This window comes from Ensifer sp. Root1252, assembly GCF_001425885.1.
GTDB lineage: Bacteria > Pseudomonadota > Alphaproteobacteria > Rhizobiales > Rhizobiaceae > Ensifer > Ensifer canadensis.
The window spans coordinates 16136-33256 of the sequence record NZ_LMDT01000018.1 but is presented as its reverse complement, the minus strand read 5'-3'; the positions used below and the strand labels follow the sequence as shown (position 1 = coordinate 33256).

Annotated in this window: 17 protein-coding genes; 8 read left to right on the top strand and 9 right to left on the bottom strand. The window is 61.8% G+C overall.

Annotation, left to right across the window (positions count from 1 at the left end; translation table 11 throughout):
- The first annotated feature begins 12 nt into the window (after positions 1 to 12).
- The 5 genes from ASD02_RS19170 to ASD02_RS19150 all read left to right on the top strand — a co-directional run bounded on the left by ASD02_RS19170 (position 13) and on the right by ASD02_RS19150 (position 6671).
- A complete protein-coding gene (locus ASD02_RS19170) occupies positions 13 to 969 on the top strand; it encodes a sugar ABC transporter permease (protein WP_057209759.1) in 957 nt (318 codons plus the stop codon).
- On the top strand, positions 962 to 1774 hold the full coding sequence (locus ASD02_RS19165) for a carbohydrate ABC transporter permease (RefSeq protein ID WP_025429197.1): 813 nt from the start codon (positions 962 to 964) through the stop codon (positions 1772 to 1774). Before ASD02_RS19170 ends, ASD02_RS19165 begins: the two co-directional genes overlap by 8 nt.
- 3 nt (positions 1775 to 1777) lie before the next feature.
- Positions 1778 to 3481 carry a trehalase family glycosidase gene (locus ASD02_RS19160; RefSeq protein WP_057219061.1) on the top strand — a complete coding sequence of 568 codons (1704 nt, stop codon included), beginning with the start codon at positions 1778 to 1780 and terminating at the stop codon, positions 3479 to 3481.
- Between the two features lie 14 nt (positions 3482 to 3495).
- Complete coding sequence (locus tag ASD02_RS19155; RefSeq protein WP_057209756.1) at positions 3496 to 4530, top strand: LacI family DNA-binding transcriptional regulator; 1035 nt, start codon at positions 3496 to 3498, stop codon at positions 4528 to 4530.
- A 128-nt stretch (positions 4531 to 4658) separates the two neighbouring features.
- Complete coding sequence (locus tag ASD02_RS19150) at positions 4659 to 6671, top strand: beta-galactosidase (RefSeq protein ID WP_057221055.1); 2013 nt, start codon at positions 4659 to 4661, stop codon at positions 6669 to 6671.
- A 45-nt stretch (positions 6672 to 6716) separates the two neighbouring features.
- Here the strand turns inward: ASD02_RS19150 and ASD02_RS19145 are convergent, their stop codons facing one another.
- Together ASD02_RS19145 and ASD02_RS19140 are read right to left on the bottom strand one after the other, a co-directional pair.
- A complete protein-coding gene (locus ASD02_RS19145) occupies positions 6717 to 7211 on the bottom strand; it encodes an SRPBCC family protein (protein WP_057221047.1) in 495 nt (164 codons plus the stop codon).
- Between the two features lies 1 nt (position 7212).
- A complete protein-coding gene (locus ASD02_RS19140) occupies positions 7213 to 7596 on the bottom strand; it encodes a metalloregulator ArsR/SmtB family transcription factor (RefSeq protein WP_057209755.1) in 384 nt (127 codons plus the stop codon).
- A 254-nt stretch (positions 7597 to 7850) separates the two neighbouring features.
- Here ASD02_RS19140 and ASD02_RS19135 point away from each other — a divergent pair, with 254 nt between their 5' ends.
- Positions 7851 to 8348, top strand: coding sequence for a DUF2165 domain-containing protein (locus ASD02_RS19135; RefSeq protein WP_025429191.1), 498 nt, complete (start codon positions 7851 to 7853; stop codon positions 8346 to 8348).
- Positions 8349 to 8438: 90 nt separating this feature from the next.
- On the opposite strand, the gene pcaF is transcribed toward ASD02_RS19135, so the two are convergent.
- From pcaF to ASD02_RS19120, 3 genes are read right to left on the bottom strand one after another with little or no spacing between them, the layout of a single operon-like run.
- On the bottom strand, positions 8439 to 9644 hold the full coding sequence (gene pcaF / locus ASD02_RS19130; protein WP_057219053.1) for a 3-oxoadipyl-CoA thiolase: 1206 nt from the start codon (positions 9642 to 9644) through the stop codon (positions 8439 to 8441).
- Positions 9645 to 10427: a CoA-transferase subunit beta gene (locus tag ASD02_RS19125; protein WP_025429189.1), complete on the bottom strand. Its 783-nt coding sequence runs from the start codon at positions 10425 to 10427 to the stop codon at positions 9645 to 9647.
- A gap of 10 nt (positions 10428 to 10437) precedes the next feature.
- The gene (locus ASD02_RS19120) at positions 10438 to 11298 is read right to left on the bottom strand and encodes a CoA transferase subunit A (RefSeq protein ID WP_057209752.1); all 861 of its coding nucleotides are present in this window, start codon (positions 11296 to 11298) and stop codon (positions 10438 to 10440) included.
- Positions 11299 to 11538: 240 nt separating this feature from the next.
- On the opposite strand from ASD02_RS19120, the gene ASD02_RS19115 reads away from it, so the two are divergent.
- Positions 11539 to 12294: an IclR family transcriptional regulator gene (locus ASD02_RS19115; protein WP_057219050.1), complete on the top strand. Its 756-nt coding sequence runs from the start codon at positions 11539 to 11541 to the stop codon at positions 12292 to 12294.
- A 75-nt stretch (positions 12295 to 12369) separates the two neighbouring features.
- Entirely contained in the window at positions 12370 to 13032 is a 663-nt protein-coding gene (locus tag ASD02_RS19110) for a sulfite oxidase-like oxidoreductase (protein WP_057219044.1), read from the top strand.
- 84 nt (positions 13033 to 13116) lie between these two features.
- Here ASD02_RS19110 and ASD02_RS19105 read toward each other — a convergent pair whose 3' ends face one another.
- The 4 genes from ASD02_RS19105 to ASD02_RS19090 form a co-directional block, all read right to left on the bottom strand.
- Complete coding sequence (locus ASD02_RS19105; protein ID WP_025429185.1) at positions 13117 to 13320, bottom strand: hypothetical protein; 204 nt, start codon at positions 13318 to 13320, stop codon at positions 13117 to 13119.
- A gap of 429 nt (positions 13321 to 13749) precedes the next feature.
- On the bottom strand, positions 13750 to 14211 hold the full coding sequence (locus ASD02_RS19100; RefSeq protein ID WP_038578389.1) for an acyl-CoA thioesterase: 462 nt from the start codon (positions 14209 to 14211) through the stop codon (positions 13750 to 13752).
- A gap of 301 nt (positions 14212 to 14512) precedes the next feature.
- Positions 14513 to 15592, bottom strand: coding sequence for a GSU2403 family nucleotidyltransferase fold protein (locus ASD02_RS19095; RefSeq protein WP_057219042.1), 1080 nt, complete (start codon positions 15590 to 15592; stop codon positions 14513 to 14515).
- Positions 15593 to 15803: 211 nt separating this feature from the next.
- The gene (locus ASD02_RS19090) at positions 15804 to 17120 is read right to left on the bottom strand and encodes an aspartate aminotransferase family protein (protein WP_057219040.1); all 1317 of its coding nucleotides are present in this window, start codon (positions 17118 to 17120) and stop codon (positions 15804 to 15806) included.
- Between the last annotated feature and the right edge of the window lies 1 nt (position 17121).

Sequence of the window (17121 nt, the reverse complement as noted above, 5' to 3'; positions counted from 1 at the left end):
GGAGTACGGGGGATGGATATGACCTATGCCGGGGCAGAGCCCAAGGTGGCAAGGCGCAAGCGCTCAGCCATCGCGCGCTACGCAGCGCCCTATCTGTTCATCTCCCCGTGGATCCTCGGGTTCCTGTTCTTCACGCTCGGGCCGCTCGTCTTCTCCCTGACGATGAGCTTCTATGACTGGCCGGTGGTCGGTGAGCGGGCCTTTGTCGGTCTCGACAACTATAAATCGATGCTGTTCGACGATCCGCAGTTCTGGGAGAGCCTCTGGATCACGGTGAAGTTCGCGGCGATCTACGTGCCGTTCAACATCGTCATGTCGTTCCTCTTGGCGATGATGCTGCACAACATCACCTTTGCCAGCGGCTTCTTCCGCACCGCCTTCTATCTGCCGAGCGTCATTTCCGGCGTCGCGCTGGTGACGATCTGGAGCTGGATCTACAGCAAGGAATACGGCCTTTTGAACTTCATGCTGTCGCTCGTCGGCATCCACGGGCCGAACTGGCTCGGCGATCCGAATCTCGCGATCGTCGCGATTATCATCGCCAGCCTCTGGGGTCTCGGCGGCACCATGCTGATCCTTCTGACCGGCCTCAAAGCCATTCCGAAGGAGCTTTACGAGGCGGCCACCGTCTCGGGCGTTCCCGGCTGGGCCCAGATGCTGTTCATCACCCTGCCGATGCTCGGGCCGATGCTGCTTTTTACCTTCATCACCTCGATCATCTCGGCCTTCCAACAGTTGACCATCGCGCTCCTCCTGACCAAAGGCGGCCCGCTCGGCTCCACCTATTTCTTTGCTATGTATATCTACGACAACGCCTTCAAATATTTCGACATGGGTTATGCCGCCGCCGGCTCCTGGGTGATGTTCATCATCGTTCTGGCGCTCAGCCTCGGCGTGATGCGCTGGTCGGCCGCCTGGGTCTACTACGAAGGCGAAGTCCGCCAGAACGATGGAGAAGGCCATGCGTAAGACGCTGCTCTATTCCGCGCTGATCCTGCTCTCGGCCCTGTTTATCGCGCCGTTCTACTGGACCTTCATGACGGCGATCAAAAGCACCGCCGATCTCTACCAGTTCCCGCCGGTCTTCTGGCCGTCGGAATGGCACTGGGAGAATTTTGCCGCCGCCTGGAACAAGCAGCCCTTCGGCACCTACCTGACCAACTCGGTCATCGTCGTCGTGTTTTCGACCATCGGGCAGCTGATCTCGAGCTCGCTGGTTGCCTATGGCTTTGCCCGCTTCCGCTTCCCTGGCCGCGACCCGCTGTTCATCGTGCTGCTCGCCACCATGATGATCCCGTGGGACGTGAAGATGATTCCGCTCTACATGGAATTCAACATGCTGGGCTGGATCAACACGCTGAAGCCGCTGATCGTGCCGGCCTATTTCGCCGACGCCTTCTTCGTCTTCCTGCTTCGCCAGTACATCATGACCGTGCCTATGGAGATCGACGAAGCGGCGCGCATGGATGGCGCCAACGCCTTCGACATCTATTGGCGCATCCATCTGCCGCTGATGATGCCGGCCCTGGTGCTGGTCGGTACCTTCCACTTCATGAACGCGTGGAACGACTATCTTGGTCCGCTGATTTTCTTGAACGACCAGTCGAAATACACGCTGACGCTCGGCCTTTCGATGTTCAAGGGCCTGCATGAAGTCGACGTGACCTCGATTGCCGCGATCACGGTGATCCTCTGCCTGCCGCCGCTGGCACTGTTCTTCGTCGCCCAGCGCTACATCATGGATGGTGCGGTCGGCTCGTCGGTGAAGGGGTAAACGATGCTGTTCGATATCGATCATATCCCCTTCAGCCGAAAAGGACGGTTTCTGACGCTGTCGATGATGAAGGTGCCGGGTGGCGACGGCGCGCGTGCTCTCTATCTGCGCTTTGTTGCCGGCGGTGACGAACGGCCCTCGCTCGGTCGCCTTTGCCGCGTCGAGTTCCTCGATGCAATGGGCAAGCCGGCGCAGGCAACCTTTGAGTTGACGCCGGAGCGGCTGGTTGCCCGCATCAATGCCGGATCGCTGACTTTTGTTATCGGCGAGGGCGAGCGGCTACATGTCCGCGGCCAGAATGCCGGCGTGCGCTTTCACCTGGAAGGATCGCGCTACGATTACGTCTATCGCACGCCCACCGGCGTCGATTGCCTCGTGGCAGCCGTCGAGAACGTGAAATTCATCCCGCGGGCTGTGTCTGGCACCCTTGACGTGTCGGGCGCCTGGCAGCGCGACCACTCGGCCGACGTTTCCTTCGCATTCACGGGCACAGGCATTTTCGAGGGCAATGTCGACTTCTTCCGCACCGTGCCGCCGACAGCGCCGCTTGATTGCTTCGCGGACGCCCTTTCCGACGTCACTGTCGAGTTCGAAAAGTGGTACGGCAAGGTGCCGAGGGGCGCGCACGGTCAGGACGCGGCGCATCGGCTGGCAAGCTATCTGCTGTGGGCAAACGGCGTGCCGGTTGGCGGGCAGCTGACACGGCCGGCGATCTACATGTCCAAGAACCACATGATCAACATCTGGAGTTGGGACAACGCCTTTTCGGCACTGGGTGTGGCGGCCGTCGATGCGGACCTCGCCTTTGACCAGCTCGCAGCGATCTTCGACCATCAGGACGGCTCCGGTCTCCTGCCCGATTACATCAATGATCGTGACGTGCTCTTCGCCTTCACCAAGCCGCCGGTCCATGGCTGGGCGGTGTCGCTTATCGCGGCTAGGCACCCGGATTTCCTGACGGCGGAGCGCAAGAGCTATCTGCGCGACGCAATCGGCCGGCAGGTCGACTACTGGCTGACCTATGCGCGCACGGACGCAACGTCGCTGCCGAGCTATTTCCATGGCAACGATAGTGGCTGGGACAATGCGACCTTCTTTGCCGAAGGTGGCCCGGTCATCTCGCCTGATCTGCCGGTATTCCTCATTCTCGCTTGCGAGACGCTTGCGACGTTGCTCGAGAGCGATCCTGCGCGTGCTGCGGAATGGAACGCCAAGGCGGATGCCTTGCAGGCGTTGCTGTTCGCGCGCCTCTGGACCGGCGCAACGTTTGGCGCCCGGCTTGCGGGCGTACCGGACCGCATCTTGCCGGGCGAAAACCTGATCCAGTTCATGCCGCTGTTGCTCGGCACGCGTCTGCCCGCGGAAATGCGCGAAAAGCTTGTTGCGCATCTGGTCTCCGGCGGCTTCATCACCGCCTGGGGGCCGGCGACCGAGAGCCCGAAAAGCTCGTTCTACGAGGACGATGGCTATTGGCGTGGCCCGATCTGGGCGCCGACGACGCTTCTTCTCTGGGATGGCCTTCGTCGGCAAGGGGAGATTGAGCTAACGCGCGAAATCGCGGAAAAGTTCTGTTCACTTGCCAGCAAAAGCGGTATGGCCGAAAACTTCGATGCGCGGTCGGGGAGGGGCCTTCGCGATCGGGCATTCGCCTGGACATCCGCAGTCTATCTCCTGCTGGCGGCATCGCTCAGCGACGACAATCCATGACGAGCCGAGACGCCATGCAAAGACCAACGATCAAGACCATTGCGCAGGAAACGGGGCTGTCGATTGCCACCGTTTCGAAGGCCCTGAAGCATTCGCCTCAGGTTCGCCCGGAGACGCGCGCGATCGTGATCGAAGCGGCCGAGCGCGTCGGCTACGAACTGAACATGCACGGCGTGCAGTTGCGCACTGGCAAGACCTATCAGGTCGCGGCGATCATGACGGCGCCCGGCCCGAAGCAGAACGAGTGGGAAGGCGTGGAATACGCCCAGCTCTTGAGCGGCATTTCCTGGGCGCTGGAAGACAGCCCGTACCGGGTCTCGCTCTATGCGGTCAGGAATTTCGAGGAAAGCCAGGCCGTCATCCAGCAGATCGTGTCGCTGAAGAAGGCCGACGGCATCATCATCTCGGGCACGCGCGCCGACGATCCGCGCATCCGCACGATGCAGGCGGCCGACTTTCCCTTCGTCACCTATGGCACCAGCGTGCACAACGCGCCGCATGCCTATGTCGATGCCGACAACGAGCAGATGATCCGGGTTTCGATGGCGAGACTGGTCGACCGCGGCCATCGCCGTATCGCGCTGCTCAACCCACTGTCGGATCTGAGCTACGGCATAACCCGGTTTGAAAGCTACAGGCGCGCGCTCGAGGTTGCCGGCCTGCCGTTCGACCCGGCTCTGGTCGCACATGGGCGGTTGACGCCGGCCTTCGGGCGGGAAAACGTGCTGACGATGGCGGATCTCTCCAATCCGCCGACCGCCTATATCTGTGCCAACGAGGCCTCCGCGCTCGGCGCCTTCTCCGGTTTCCACGAGCGCGGCCTCGTGCATGGCCGCGACGCCGTCATCAACGCCACCGACGACCTGAACGTCAGCCAGTATTTCGCACCACCGATCACCACCTATTACCTGCCGATCAGCGAGCCGAGCAGCCTGCTCGGGACCTACATCCTTCGCCGGATGGAAGGCGTGCCGCCGGAGGCGCTTCAGACGCTTTTGATGCCGAAGCTGATCGAGCGCTGCGACGACCGTTTGACCCCAAACCGCTGAAGACGAACAACGACCCGACGACCACACGACTGCGCCTGATGATATAAACGTTTATATCCCGGAGAGCGCTCGCATCGAAGACAAAGTGCCGGGTGAAGCCGGCCGAGAGCATGACGAAGGACCCGATCTTGCATATGCCCCTGACGAGACCGAACCGTTTCAACGCCGACCAGCAGGAGACCGACATGCTCGAACTCGGCGTCTGCTACTATCCGGAGCAATGGCCGCGCGAGAAATGGGAAGAGGACGCCCGCCGCATGGTCGAACTCGGGCTTGCCTGGGTGCGCATCGGCGAATTCGCCTGGGCCAAGATCGAACCCAGATCGGGTGAATTTCATTGGGAGTGGCTTGATGACGCGATCGACGTGCTCGGCCGCGCCGGTCTCAAGGTCATCTTGGGCACGCCGACCGCCGCACCGCCGAAGTGGCTGATCGATCGTCACCCGGATATCCTGCCGGTCGACGTGAACGGCGTGGTGCGCAAGTTCGGTGCCCGGCGCCACTATTGCTTCTCCAGTCGCAGCTACCGCATCGAGGCCGCACGCATCTCGGAGGCCATGGCCGAACGTTACGGCAAGAACGCCTTCGTCCATGCCTGGCAGACGGACAACGAATATGGCGACCATGACACGATCTACAGCTATTCCGGCGAGGCCGAGCGGGCGTTTCGGCTTTGGCTCGCCGAGCGCTACGGCACGACCGACGAACTGAACCGCGCCTGGGGCACTTCCTTCTGGGCGATGAACTATAACAGCTTCGACGAAGTCGAACTGCCGAACAACCTCGTCGAAGAGCCGAGCCCGACCCATATCGTCGACTTCATCCGCTTCTCGTCCGACCAGGTGAAGAGCTTCAACAAGGCGCAAGTCGACATCATCCGCAAGCACTCGCCGGGTCGTCCGGTGACGCACAATTTCATGTCGCAGAACACCGACTTCGACCACTACAAGGTCGGCGAAGACATCGATATCGCGTCCTGGGACGTTTACCCGATGGGTGGGCTGTTGAACGGTCGTCTTTCACCGGAGGACAAGGGACGCTACCTGCGTGTCGGCGATCCGGACCAGCCTGCCTTCAACCACGATCTCTACCGGGCCGTCGGCCGTGGACGCGTCTGGGTGATGGAACAGCAGCCCGGTCCGGTCAATTGGGCGGCGCACAACCAGTCGCCGGCCGATGGCATGGTTCGGCTCTGGACCTGGCTTGCCTATGCGCATGGCGTCGACATGGTTTCTTATTTCCGCTGGCGGCAGGTGCCGTTTGCGCAGGAGCAGTTCCATGCCGGCCTCTTGCTTCCCAACAGCGAGCCCGACCAAGGCTATCTCGAGGTGGCTCAGGTCGCAGAAGAGATGAAGCGGCTGCCGAAAGGCGAGGCACGCGGCAAGGCCAAGGTCGCGATCCTGCTCGACTACAATTCGCGCTGGGCGACGCGCGCCCTGCCGCAGAGCCGGACCTATTCAGCCTCGGCGACGGCGCTCGACTGGTATTCGACCGTTTCCCGCCTTGGCGTCGACGTCGATTTCATCGGCCAGCATTCCGATCTCGACGGCTACCAGCTGGTGCTGGCGCCAGACCTTGTCATCGCCAATCAGGCCTTTGTCGAGAAGCTGGTCGCGTCGCAAGCCAGGGTCTTGTTCGGACCGCGCAGCGGCAGCAAGACTGAGGACATGCACATTCCCGAGGGATTGCCGCCGGGACCGCTCGCAGCACTTGTCGACGTCAGTGTCGCTCGCGTTGAATCCCTGCCGGAATTTCATAGCGAGACCGTGCTTTACGGCAACGAGACCTATCCGGCCGGCATCTGGCGCGAGACCGTGCGCACCAGCGAGGCGGTGCTGGCGACCTTCGAAGGGGAATACCGCAATGGCGCGCCGGCACTCGTCGGCAACGACAAGGCGCGTTACATGGCGGCGGCCGCCCGTGGCGACCTGCTGAAAAAGGTGATCAATGACGCCCTTGGCTGGGCTTCGGTCGAAGCGCTCGCCGATCTCGGCGATTTGCGCATCACCCGTCGCGGCAAGCTCAACTTCGCCTTCAACTACGGCAAGGAAGCGGCGGACGTGCCGGCTGGCGCTGGCGCTACCTTCCATGTCGGTGCCCGCAAGCTCGGTCCCGTCGACGTCGCCATCTGGACGGAATGAGAATTGGACCGTGGGCGGATCGCTCCGCCCACGGTCATTCCATGACTATTCGGCCGGTTCGGAGGCCAGGATTCCTTCGAGGCGGTCATAGCCGATGGCAATGCCGCTCTCCATCGGCGACTTGAGGACGGCATCGCGGGTCTCCGTCGAGGAGTAGATAACAGCCGTCGTCACCGTGGTGCGCCCACCCTCCTCGACGAAGTGGGTCGTCACTTGGGTTTGGCCGCCGGTCCAGTCCTCGTCAAAGAGTTCCTCGTGCACGATCCGGTCCGGCGCTTGGATCTCGCGATAGGTTCCGCCCATGCCCATCTCGACACCTTCGGCGCTTTTCCAGACGTAACGGAAGGTCCCGCCAGGTCTCAAATCAATCTCGCAAACGGGCAGCGACCAGCCGTCCGGGCCGGTCAGCCAGCGCTTGACGAGCGCCGGTTTGGTGAAGGCGTCGAAGACCAGCCGGCGCGGCGCGTCAAAGCTGCGGACGATGCGGATTTCCCGGTCGCCATGCGCCGTGACAACAAGTTTGTTGGATGCAGCATTCATGTCATTCCTCCTTCGTGGTGAAATTGGTGGGGAGTGCGGCCGACGCCTGTGATGCAGCCTCGGCTTTCAGCTCCTCAAGCAGGGTGTCGAGGCGGGCAAAATTCGCTTGCCAAAGCTTGCGATATTCCTCCAGCCAGTCGGCTGCCTCAGTGAGCGGATCGATCTCGATGCGGCAGGGACGGCGCTGTGCATCGCGGCTGCGCGAAACCAGCCCGGCGCGCTCCAGCACCTTCAGGTGCTTCGACACGGCCGGCTGGCTCATGGCGAAGGGCTCTGCAAGTTCGAGGACGGATGCTTCGCCCAGGGCCAGACGGGCAAGGATCGCCCGCCGTGTCGGGTCAGCAAGGGCGGAAAAGGTAGCGTCGAGGCGTTCGGATGGAGTCATTTGTATAACCAAATAGTTTTAGAACGATTTGGTTATGTAGCAACCCGGCACGAGAGTCAAGACTGCCCATGGGCAGGGAGCGCGCGACGCGTTTGCCGGCACCTTTTGCGAAGTGCATATTCGTCACACTGCAAGTTGTGGAAGAGACGCCTCGCGGCCTCGATCAACTTTGCTGGTGGGCTATGGCTGGACTGATGCCGGTAAGATTCGGCCCGGATCTTGGGCGTGCCGGCAGTGGACAGGAGTACCAGACCATGAAGATCATTCGGATTGCCAAAACCGCAGCCGTTGCTGCAATCGCCTTGTTTTCAACGCTCGTCGCCTTCGGCAACATCACCGACTACGCAACGAACTTCGCCTTCGTTCAGCATGTGATGATGATGGATACGATCTTTCCCGACGCGGCGATCAAATATCGCGCCATCACCAGTCCGGTGCTTCACAACCTGTTTTATGTCGTGATCATCGCGGCGGAAACGTTGACGGCGCTGCTTTGCTGGCTCGGTGCCTACAGGCTCGCCACTAACCTCAACGGTGGCGCCCGCGAATTCAACCGGGCGAAGACGGTGGCGATCGCCGGCCTGACGCTCGGCTTCCTCGTCTGGCAGGTCGGCTTCATGTCGGTCGGCGGTGAATGGTTCGGCATGTGGATGTCGAAACAATGGAACGGCGTTCCCGACGCCTTCCGCTTCTTCATCACCATCCTGCTGGTGCTGATCTTCGTGGCCCAGCGCGACGAAGAAACCGTGTGAATAAAAAAGGGGAGCCGTCAATGAACGGCTCCCTATCTGGCTTTCAGATGCGCTTACCGAGCATGCGTTACCGCAAAACCGCGGAGTGCTTTAGACGCGCTCGAGCGCCACGGCGATGCCCTGGCCGACGCCGATGCACATGGTTGACAGTGCATAACGTCCGCCGGTTTCCGCGAGCTCAAGCGCGGCCGTCCCTGTAATGCGGGCGCCGGACATGCCGAGCGGATGGCCAAGGGCAATGGCGCCGCCATTGCGGTTGACGCGGCCGTCGTCGTCGGCAATGCCGAGATCGCGCAGCGTCGCTAGTCCCTGCGAGGCAAAGGCTTCGTTGAGCTCGATGACATCGAACTGTTCCTGCGCCAGGCGAAGACGCGCCATCAATTTCTTCGAGGCCGGGGCCGGGCCGAAACCCATGATGCGCGGTTCAACGCCGGCGGTGGCCCCGCCGAGGATACGGGCGATAGGTCTGAGGCCGTATCTCCTGACCGCCGCCTCGGAGGCAATGATCAACGCCGCCGCGCCATCATTAACGCCCGACGCATTGCCGGCGGTGACCGTGCCCCCCTCCTTCTTGAAGGGCGTGCCGAGCTTGGCAAGTGCCTCCATCGTCGTGGCGCGGGGATGTTCGTCTCTTTCGACGACAGTCGGGTCGCCCTTGCGCTGCGGAATGGTGACGCCGACGATTTCCTTCGCCAGGCGACCGTTGGCTTGCGCGGCTGCCGCCTTCGCCTGGCTGCGCAGCGCAAAGGCGTCCTGGTCTTCTCGACTTACCTTGAAATCTTCGGCGACGTTTTCGCCGGTCTCCGGCATGGAATCGACGCCATATTGCTTCTTCATCAGCGGGTTGACGAACCGCCAGCCGATGGTGGTGTCATAGATCTCGGCATTGCGCGAAAATGCGCTCTCCGCTTTCGGCATCACGAAGGGAGCCCGCGACATGCTCTCGACGCCGCCGGCAATCATCAATTCGGCTTCGCCCGCTTTGATGGCACGTGCGGCAGCGATGACGGCATCCATGCCCGAACCGCAGAGGCGGTTGATCGTGGTGCCGGTCACGCTCGCCGGCAACCCGGCCAGAAGCAGCGACATGCGCGCGACGTTGCGGTTGTCTTCGCCTGCCTGATTGGCGCAGCCGAAGATGACGTCATCGACCGCTTCCCAATCGAGCGAAGGGTTGCGTTCGATCAGCGCCTTCAGCGGAATGGCGCCGAGGTCGTCTGTCCTGACTGACGAGAGCGCGCCGCCGAAGCGGCCGATCGGCGTGCGGATATAATCGCAGATATAAGCATCGGCCATTTACGCGACCTCCTTGTTGCCCTGGTGGGCCTTCTTCGTGCGCGCGTTGATGTCGCGAAGCGTCGCCAGTTCGATCTCAGTCGGCACCGGCGTCTCGATGACCTCTCCGGCGAATTTGATCGGCCAGCCGCAATTGTCGACGATCTGGTCACGTGTGACGCCGTGATGGATCGAAACAACAGTTAGTTCCTTGGTCACCGGATCGGGCTCCAGAATGCAGAGATCGGTGATGATGCGAGTGGGTCCCTTGGTCTTCATGCCGAGCCGTTCGCGATGATCGCCGCCTTCGCCATGACCCATCGAGGTGATGAAGGGCAGCTTTTCGACGAAGCCGCGCTTGGAGAGCGCCATGGTGATGAAGATGCGGCCGCAATTCGACGCGATCTCCGGAGCGCCGCCGCCGCCCGGCAGCCGGACCTTCGGATGGTCATAGGGACCGACGACCGTGGTGTTAAGGTTGGCGAACTTGTCGATCTGCGCGCCGCCGAGAAACCCGGTGGTAATGCGGCCGCCCTGCAGCCAGTAGCGAAACATCTCCGGCACCGAGACGGTGAAGAGGGCGGTATCGCAAAGCTCGCCGTCTCCGATCGACAAGGGGAGAACATCCGGCTTGGTGCCGACGGTTCCGCTTTCGTAGATGAGCGTAATGTCGGGGGCGTGGGTCAACCGCGCCACGTTGCAGGCGGCCGATGGCGCACCGATGCCGACGAAGCAGACGTCGTCGTTGGAAAGTTCGCGCGAGGCTGCGATGGTCATCATCTCGTTTGGGGTGAAATCCGTCATCGTCGCCTCCTCAAGCGGCCTTCGCCGGCTTCCTGCCGGCGTGTCGTGCAAAATCTTCAGGCCCTGCGTCGAGCACGTTCTCCTTGATCCATGCGGTAAAACTCTCGCGGTCGCGGGCGATCTCGTCCCAGCCGATGTAGAAAGCGTTCGAGCGCGGATAGTAGCCGTGGGCGTAGGACGGGAAGGCGCCGCCCGGCACATGGCTGACCGCCGTTACTGCCCAGGTGGGCAACACGACCGAGTTGGGCGACGGTGGCGCAAGCTCGTCGACGATTTCCTCAACCGTGACGATCGAGCGCTTGGCTGCAAGCACCGCCTCTTTCTGCACGCCGACGATGCCTTCGATGAGCACGTTGCCCTTCCTATCGGCCCGCTGGGCGTGGATGATCGTCACATCCGGCCGGATCGCCGGAACGGCGGCCAGCACTTCGGACGTGAAGGGGCAGGTGATCTGCTTGATGTTCGCGTTCACCTTCGGAAGGTCGGCGCCGATGTAGCCACGCAGCATCGCAAACGGCAGGTTCGCCGCACCCGCCTCATAAGCGTTGGCCATGGCCGCATGAGAGTGTTCTTCGATTTCGAGCGGCCGCGGCCACTGGTTTTCGACTGCGTCGCGGAAGCGGTGAAGCGAGCCGACACCGGGATTGCCGCCCCAGGAGAATTTCATGCCGCGGGCAGCACCCACGCCGATCAGCTGATCATAGAGGATGTCCGGCGTCATGCGCACGAGAAACAGGTTCTTGCGACCCTGGCGGATCACTTCATGTCCGGCAGCATAGGGGATCAGATGGGTGAAACCCTCCATGGCAACGGTGTCGCCATCCCTGACATTGTCGCCGATGGCCTCGGCGAGCGAAACGATCTTCGCCATGTTTCCTCTCTTCTGATTTGAGCGTTGCCGCCAATCGGCGGGCGCATGGTTGTCTGCAGGCGGTGGGAAGAGCTGACGCGTCGTCTTTCGCGGTCCATGGAGTGCGGGCCGACAAGCTCCCCTTGCCTGTATTGGCCCGAAATAGGCTCTCAAAAACAGTGAGCGTCAAACATTTTGTGCGATATTTGACATTTGTTCGTATATCGCACAGATTAATTGCCGGTAGAACGAGGATGAGCCATGAGAGAAACCGATTTCGTCAGCGGTTTTGCCCGCGGGCTGACCGTCATCGAGGCTTTTGGTGAGACACAGCAGAAGCTGACGATCACCGAGGCGGCGAAGATTACTGGTCTGGACCGGGCGACCGTGCGCCGCTCGCTGCTGACGCTCTCGCAGCTCGGCTACGCCGACTATGACGGGAAGTTCTTTTCGCTGACCCCGAAAATCCTGCGGCTCGGCCACGCCTACCTCTCGGCGACACCTCTGCCGACGATCGTCCAGCCCTATCTCGACCAGCTCTCGGAGCGGGCAGGTCAAAGCGCTTCCGCCTCGGTTCTCGACGGCACTGAGATTGTCTATATCGCGCGCGCCTCGCAAAGGCGGGTGATGTCGATCAGCCTGATGCCGGGCTCCAGGCTTCCTGCCTATTGCGCATCAATGGGGCGCGTGTGGCTCGCCGCCTTGCCGGAACAGCAGGCGAGGGACGTGCTCGCCCGCTCGGATCTCAAGGCAAACACACCTCATACGAGAACCGACACGGAAGAGCTGATGGCCGAAATCGGCCGCGTGCGTCACCAAGGCTATGCGATCATCGACCAGGAGCTGGAAATCGGTCTTTGCTCCATCGCCGTTCCGCTTCAAAACGATCGCAACCAGATCGTCGCGGCACTCAACATCGGCGCGCCGGCCGCACATGTGCCGGCTGCTGAAATGGTCGAACGCTATCTGCCGCTCCTGAGGGAGACGCAGGCTGCCTTGCGGATCGTGCTGCGCTAGAGACAGCTCCCGTCTCTGATGCTTGACGGAAACCGCGACGGGTCTTCTAATCCGCGCGGACCGGAGGAGCACCCGATGACCGACGAAGAACCCCCAACGGAAACCAAGCTGACGACGACGAAGCGGCGTTGGGCGGCGGCCGGCAAGTTCCTCACCGGGCGCGCAGCCCGGCCTGAGGACGAACGATTGCCGCCGGGCCAGCACCTTGTTCGGGATTGGCCGGTGCTGGACCTCGGGCAGCAGCCCGCGATCGGCGTGGAGCGCTGGCGGCTGGATGTGACCGGCCTCGTCGAACAGCGCCTGTCGCTGGATTGGATAGCGTTCAAGGCATTGCCGCAGAGCGACAGCCTCTCCGACATCCATTGCGTCACCACCTGGTCGCGCTACGACAATCGCTGGCAAGGGGTCTTGACGCACGACCTGCTCGACCTGGTCATGCCGAAGCCTGAAGCGTCTCATGTGATGCTGACGAGCTACGATGGTTATACGACCAATCTGCCGCTCGCCGATTTTGCCTCGGAACACGCGATCCTTGCGACCGATTGGGAGGGCAAGCCGATCAGCCGCACCCATGGCGGGCCGATGCGGCTTGTCGTGCCGCATCTCTATTTCTGGAAGAGCGCAAAGTGGCTGACGCGCATCGATTTTCGAGCCGGCGACGAGGCCGGTTTCTGGGAGCGCAATGGCTACCACATGCGTGGCGACCCTTGGCTTGAGCAGCGTTATTCCGCTGACTGACTGCCGGGCGTGGCTTTGGATATTGCCGGGAAAATGTATTCTGCGTTGCCCGCCGCGATCTGCCGGCGGGCAACGCAGCTGATGCTATTTCATCAGGTCCATATGCTGTTCGGCCCGCGCCTTGATCAAAGGGTCGAGGTCCGACTTGTAAGGCCCGTATTTCGTAAACATTTCGTGGGCTTCGAGCGGCGGAATGCCGGATGCGCGGATGAAATCCTCCAGATCATACCGGACCTCGCCGTTGGCGACGCCCTCTGTAAACTGAAGTCCCGTCTCGGATGTGGACATTTGAATCTCCGTTATCCCGAGCCCGCAACGACGGTGTTGGTTCCCGTGGCAGCAGGCGTTGATAGGTGGCTTCGCTTGTTCACGAAAATGGCGCCAGATTCAGAACGCGGCGCGATGGTTTTGAACGCGTCATTGTGGCTTTTCAGAACGCGGGGGCATGCTCACAGCACATTTGCGCGGGATTCACGCCGCAGAGGCGCCGAATGCATGTATGGGCTTCAACAGGCTTAAGGGCCAACAACGCCGCCCTCCATGCGCCGGGCAGGTGGCGAACCGCTCCCCTTGGCCATTTAGCTCCGGCCGGTGAAAGATACACTATCAAGCCGCCGGGCCAAACACAGGAATGGTCCTTGCGAGGCCTTGTTGCAAAAAGTGACCTTGGCTCCGGCGCCGGGCGAAGCCACCATGCGAGCAAACGGATTGCGGCGATCAGGCTTCGGTGGGCGAGCCAGCAGCTTGAAAGCGGGCCTCGAACTCCCGCCGCAGGTTTTTCCGCACCTCCGCCGCGCGCTGGCGTCGCTTTCGGATGCTGGTCACGGGATTGTAAGTCGGAACCGCGGTCGGACGCCCCTCGGCATCGACGGCCACCATAGTGAAATAGCAGGAGTTCGTGTGCCTGCGCTCGCCGGTGCGGATGTTTTCGGCTTCGACGCGGATCCCGACTTCCATCGAGGTCCGCCCGGCCTGATTGATCGAGGCGCGAAAGGTCACGAGTTCGCCGACATGGATCGGCTGCCGGAAGACGACCTGGTCCACTGACAAGGTCACCGCATATTCCTGCGAATAGCGCGAGGCGCAGGAAAACGCGACGCGGTCGAGAAGATTGAGCAGGGCGCCGCCATGGACCTTGCCGCTGAAGTTGGCCATGTCGGGCGTCATCAAGACGACCATTTCAAGCTCGCTGGTGTCATGTCCGGCTTCCACGGCCACTCCCTCTAAGATGATCGCAGCTCTTCTGGACCGATACGCGGCCGACGATGCCAGTATTCCAAGCCATGGTCCAGCGGTCAGTGAGACGTCCGGCTCGGTGGGCGACCGTGGGACTGGCCAGGGTGCGGGTCGCCGGGAGAAGAGCCAAACCGCGACTGCAGAGGTAAATGGTCGCACCTGGACCGGAATCTCTGGCGGCCCTGACACCACCGGGTGCCGACTTCACGATCGTCGATAATACTCTTGATGATGTTTCGGAGTGCTACTCCGCTTCGTAATCGACACCCAGTTCATGGAACAAGGCGGCCGTGGCAGCTCTATCCCCTCGGGACATGTACCCCATTCCGGCCCGGATCGCATGGCGCCAGGCCTCTCCCCTTTCCCAGGCTTCCTTGAGAGCGTCCGACAGCTCGCCGAGACGGTTGGAAGCATCGAGCGCATCGAAGAGCAATACCGCTTGCCTCAAGTCTTTGTCGCGCTTTGCAGCCCCAATCGTATCGACTACGCGGCGGGAGGCCACAATCAGCTTGTGAACAGCATAGCGCTCCGGAGCCGGGACGATCACGGAGATACCGCTTTTGTGTAGCAGGACGGCTCGCACGGGCTCATAAATGAGGAAATCCAAAAACCGCAGCGGATCGGCGCTTGCCCCACCCAGGGCGGGCATGTCGGCCGGTTGATCTTGATAGTCATCACTACCCCTATTTCCGGTCAAGAATTCCACATTGTAGCTCGCCCGGTTCTTGAATGCCGTTGATCGGGTTGACCCTGAGCGGTGCGGAATCGGCCGGAAGGTCGGATCGACGCCTTGTAGGATTTCAAGAATAGGCGGAAACGAATCCCCTACTTCGGAGCTGATCGCGTAGTCCTGGGCGAAATCAGCAACACCCGTCATCATCGAGGCGGCAGGAAGACGGACGCCAAGATGGCCCGCATAGGTCGAGAACGCTACCGTTCCTACCAAGCAGGCCCGCAAGCGGAAAATGCCAGCCTGGGCCAGCGCCTCGACGACATCGCCGGAAAACGGTTCGGGAGCTGGTAATCCAGCCTCGCGAACGAGGGTGGTGACCAGCTTACGGCGGGCCTTGACGTCATCCTTGATCGCGCGGAAGTCCTTTACCCGCCTGTTGATTTCGGGATCATCGGTCGGTCCAACATACCGGCGTTTCTGCCGGTGGCCCTCGCCTTCGCCTGGCTGGTCGAAATACCAGTATTTGCGGGCTTTGACCGTGACCGGCACGAAGCGGCCTTCGACCGGGAAATCGGCCGAGAAGCTGGCGTCGAGCAAACGTTGACCGAGTTCAGCGGTCATCGTGCGATACATCAGGTCGATCTGCCGCATATTTGCCCCGTTATACTGAATCGCGAAAGTTAGTATAACAGTCGGAGACTCCGATGGGAGTGGTGTTATACTGATATTGCGAATTTAGTATAACGCCACCAGCACGCAATCTGACCCCAGCCGGTGCGGATGCGGGCCATCAGCATCTCGGTCACTCGCGTCAGGCCACGCCGCTCCGGCCACCCGGCCTTGCAGGACAGCTTCGATTCTTTCAGAGCGTCCTCAGCACGTCGCCGAGTGCGTCAACCAGCATGTCGGCGTTCTCGCGGGAGAAGACGAGGGGAGGGCGGATCTTCAGAACGTTAGCATTGGGACCCGAGGCGCTGATCAGGATGCGCCGCTCGCGCAGGCCGTTGACGATGCGTGTCGACAGGGCCGCGTCAGGACGCTTTGTGGCCGAGTCCGCGATGATCTCGACGCCGATGAAGAGCCCAGACCCACGCACGTCGCCGATCGCCGGGTGCGTAGCTGAGAGGCTTTTCACCCTATCCATCAGGTGGCGACCAACCACCAGCGCATTCTGCTGCAGGCCTTCAGTGCGGATCGTGTCCAGCACGGCTTTGCCGGCGGCGGCCGCGACTGGATTGCCGCCGAACGTGTTGAAATAGCGCGCCCGAGGACCGAACTCGGCAATGACCTCCGGGCGCAGGACGATGCCGGCCATCGGGTAGCCGTTGCCCATCGGCTTGCCGATCGTCACCATATCGGGCGCGACGCCGTGGCGTTCGAAGCCCCACATCGCCTCGCCGGTGCGGCCGAAGCCGGGCTGTACTTCATCGGCCACGAAGAGACCGCCGGCCTCATGGATGGCGTCGACGGCCGGCTTCAGAAAACCTTTCGGCCCCTCGAAAATACCGTCGCTCGAAAAGATCGTGTCGGTGATCAGCATGGCCGGCTTAATGCCGTGGCGCTTCAAGTCAGCAATCGCCGCGCGCACGTCGCGGCCGAACTTTTCCGCTATCTCTTCGGCGGAATGGCGGTAGCTGTCCGGGGCGGGCACGGTGCGCACATGCGGCCCCAGCGTAACGGCTTCGCCGAGGGACGGCGAGAATTCCGCGACGGCGCTTGTGAGACCGTGATAGGCAAGCTCCGTTGCGATGATGCCTGTGCCGCCGGTGACGAAGCGGGCGATGCGCACCGCAAGGTCATTCGCCTCGCTGCCGGTACAGGTGAACATGACCTGGCTGAGCGCCTCGGGGAAGGTGGCCGTCAGCGCCTCTGCATAGTCGACGATGCCTTCGTGCAGGTAGCGCGTGTGGGTGTTCAGCACGGCGGTTTGCCTGGTGATCGCCTCCACCACGCGCGGGTGGCAATGGCCGAGCGAGGCGACGTTGTTGTAGGCATCGAGATATCGTTCGCCGGCCGCGTCATAGAGAAAGACGCCTTCACCGCGCACGAGATGCAGCGGTTTTTCATAGAAGAGGCGGTAGGCGGGACCGAGCACTTTTTCACGGCGCGCGATCAGCGCCCGTTCGGCTTCGTCGAGCCGTTCGAAATCTTCGCGCGAGAAAGCATTTACCATCGACATG

Excerpts from the sequence above, each read along its gene's own strand:
- ASD02_RS19170 (WP_057209759.1), top strand. The coding sequence starts at position 13 with ATGGATATGACCTATGCCGGGGCAGAGCCCAAGGTGGCAAGGCGCAAG.
- ASD02_RS19165 (WP_025429197.1), top strand. The coding sequence starts at position 962 with ATGCGTAAGACGCTGCTCTATTCCGCGCTGATCCTGCTCTCGGCCCTG.
- ASD02_RS19160 (WP_057219061.1), top strand. The coding sequence starts at position 1,778 with ATGCTGTTCGATATCGATCATATCCCCTTCAGCCGAAAAGGACGGTTT.
- ASD02_RS19155 (WP_057209756.1), top strand. The coding sequence starts at position 3,496 with ATGCAAAGACCAACGATCAAGACCATTGCGCAGGAAACGGGGCTGTCG.
- ASD02_RS19145 (WP_057221047.1), bottom strand. The coding sequence starts at position 7,211 with ATGAATGCTGCATCCAACAAACTTGTTGTCACGGCGCATGGCGACCGG.
- ASD02_RS19140 (WP_057209755.1), bottom strand. The coding sequence starts at position 7,596 with ATGACTCCATCCGAACGCCTCGACGCTACCTTTTCCGCCCTTGCTGAC.
- ASD02_RS19135 (WP_025429191.1), top strand. The coding sequence starts at position 7,851 with ATGAAGATCATTCGGATTGCCAAAACCGCAGCCGTTGCTGCAATCGCC.
- pcaF (WP_057219053.1), bottom strand. The coding sequence starts at position 9,644 with ATGGCCGATGCTTATATCTGCGATTATATCCGCACGCCGATCGGCCGC.
- ASD02_RS19125 (WP_025429189.1), bottom strand. The coding sequence starts at position 10,427 with ATGACGGATTTCACCCCAAACGAGATGATGACCATCGCAGCCTCGCGC.
- ASD02_RS19120 (WP_057209752.1), bottom strand. The coding sequence starts at position 11,298 with ATGGCGAAGATCGTTTCGCTCGCCGAGGCCATCGGCGACAATGTCAGG.
- ASD02_RS19115 (WP_057219050.1), top strand. The coding sequence starts at position 11,539 with ATGAGAGAAACCGATTTCGTCAGCGGTTTTGCCCGCGGGCTGACCGTC.
- ASD02_RS19110 (WP_057219044.1), top strand. The coding sequence starts at position 12,370 with ATGACCGACGAAGAACCCCCAACGGAAACCAAGCTGACGACGACGAAG.
- ASD02_RS19105 (WP_025429185.1), bottom strand. The coding sequence starts at position 13,320 with ATGTCCACATCCGAGACGGGACTTCAGTTTACAGAGGGCGTCGCCAAC.
- ASD02_RS19100 (WP_038578389.1), bottom strand. The coding sequence starts at position 14,211 with ATGGTCGTCTTGATGACGCCCGACATGGCCAACTTCAGCGGCAAGGTC.
- ASD02_RS19095 (WP_057219042.1), bottom strand. The coding sequence starts at position 15,592 with ATGCGGCAGATCGACCTGATGTATCGCACGATGACCGCTGAACTCGGT.
- ASD02_RS19090 (WP_057219040.1), bottom strand. The coding sequence starts at position 17,120 with ATGTCGATGGTAAATGCTTTCTCGCGCGAAGATTTCGAACGGCTCGAC.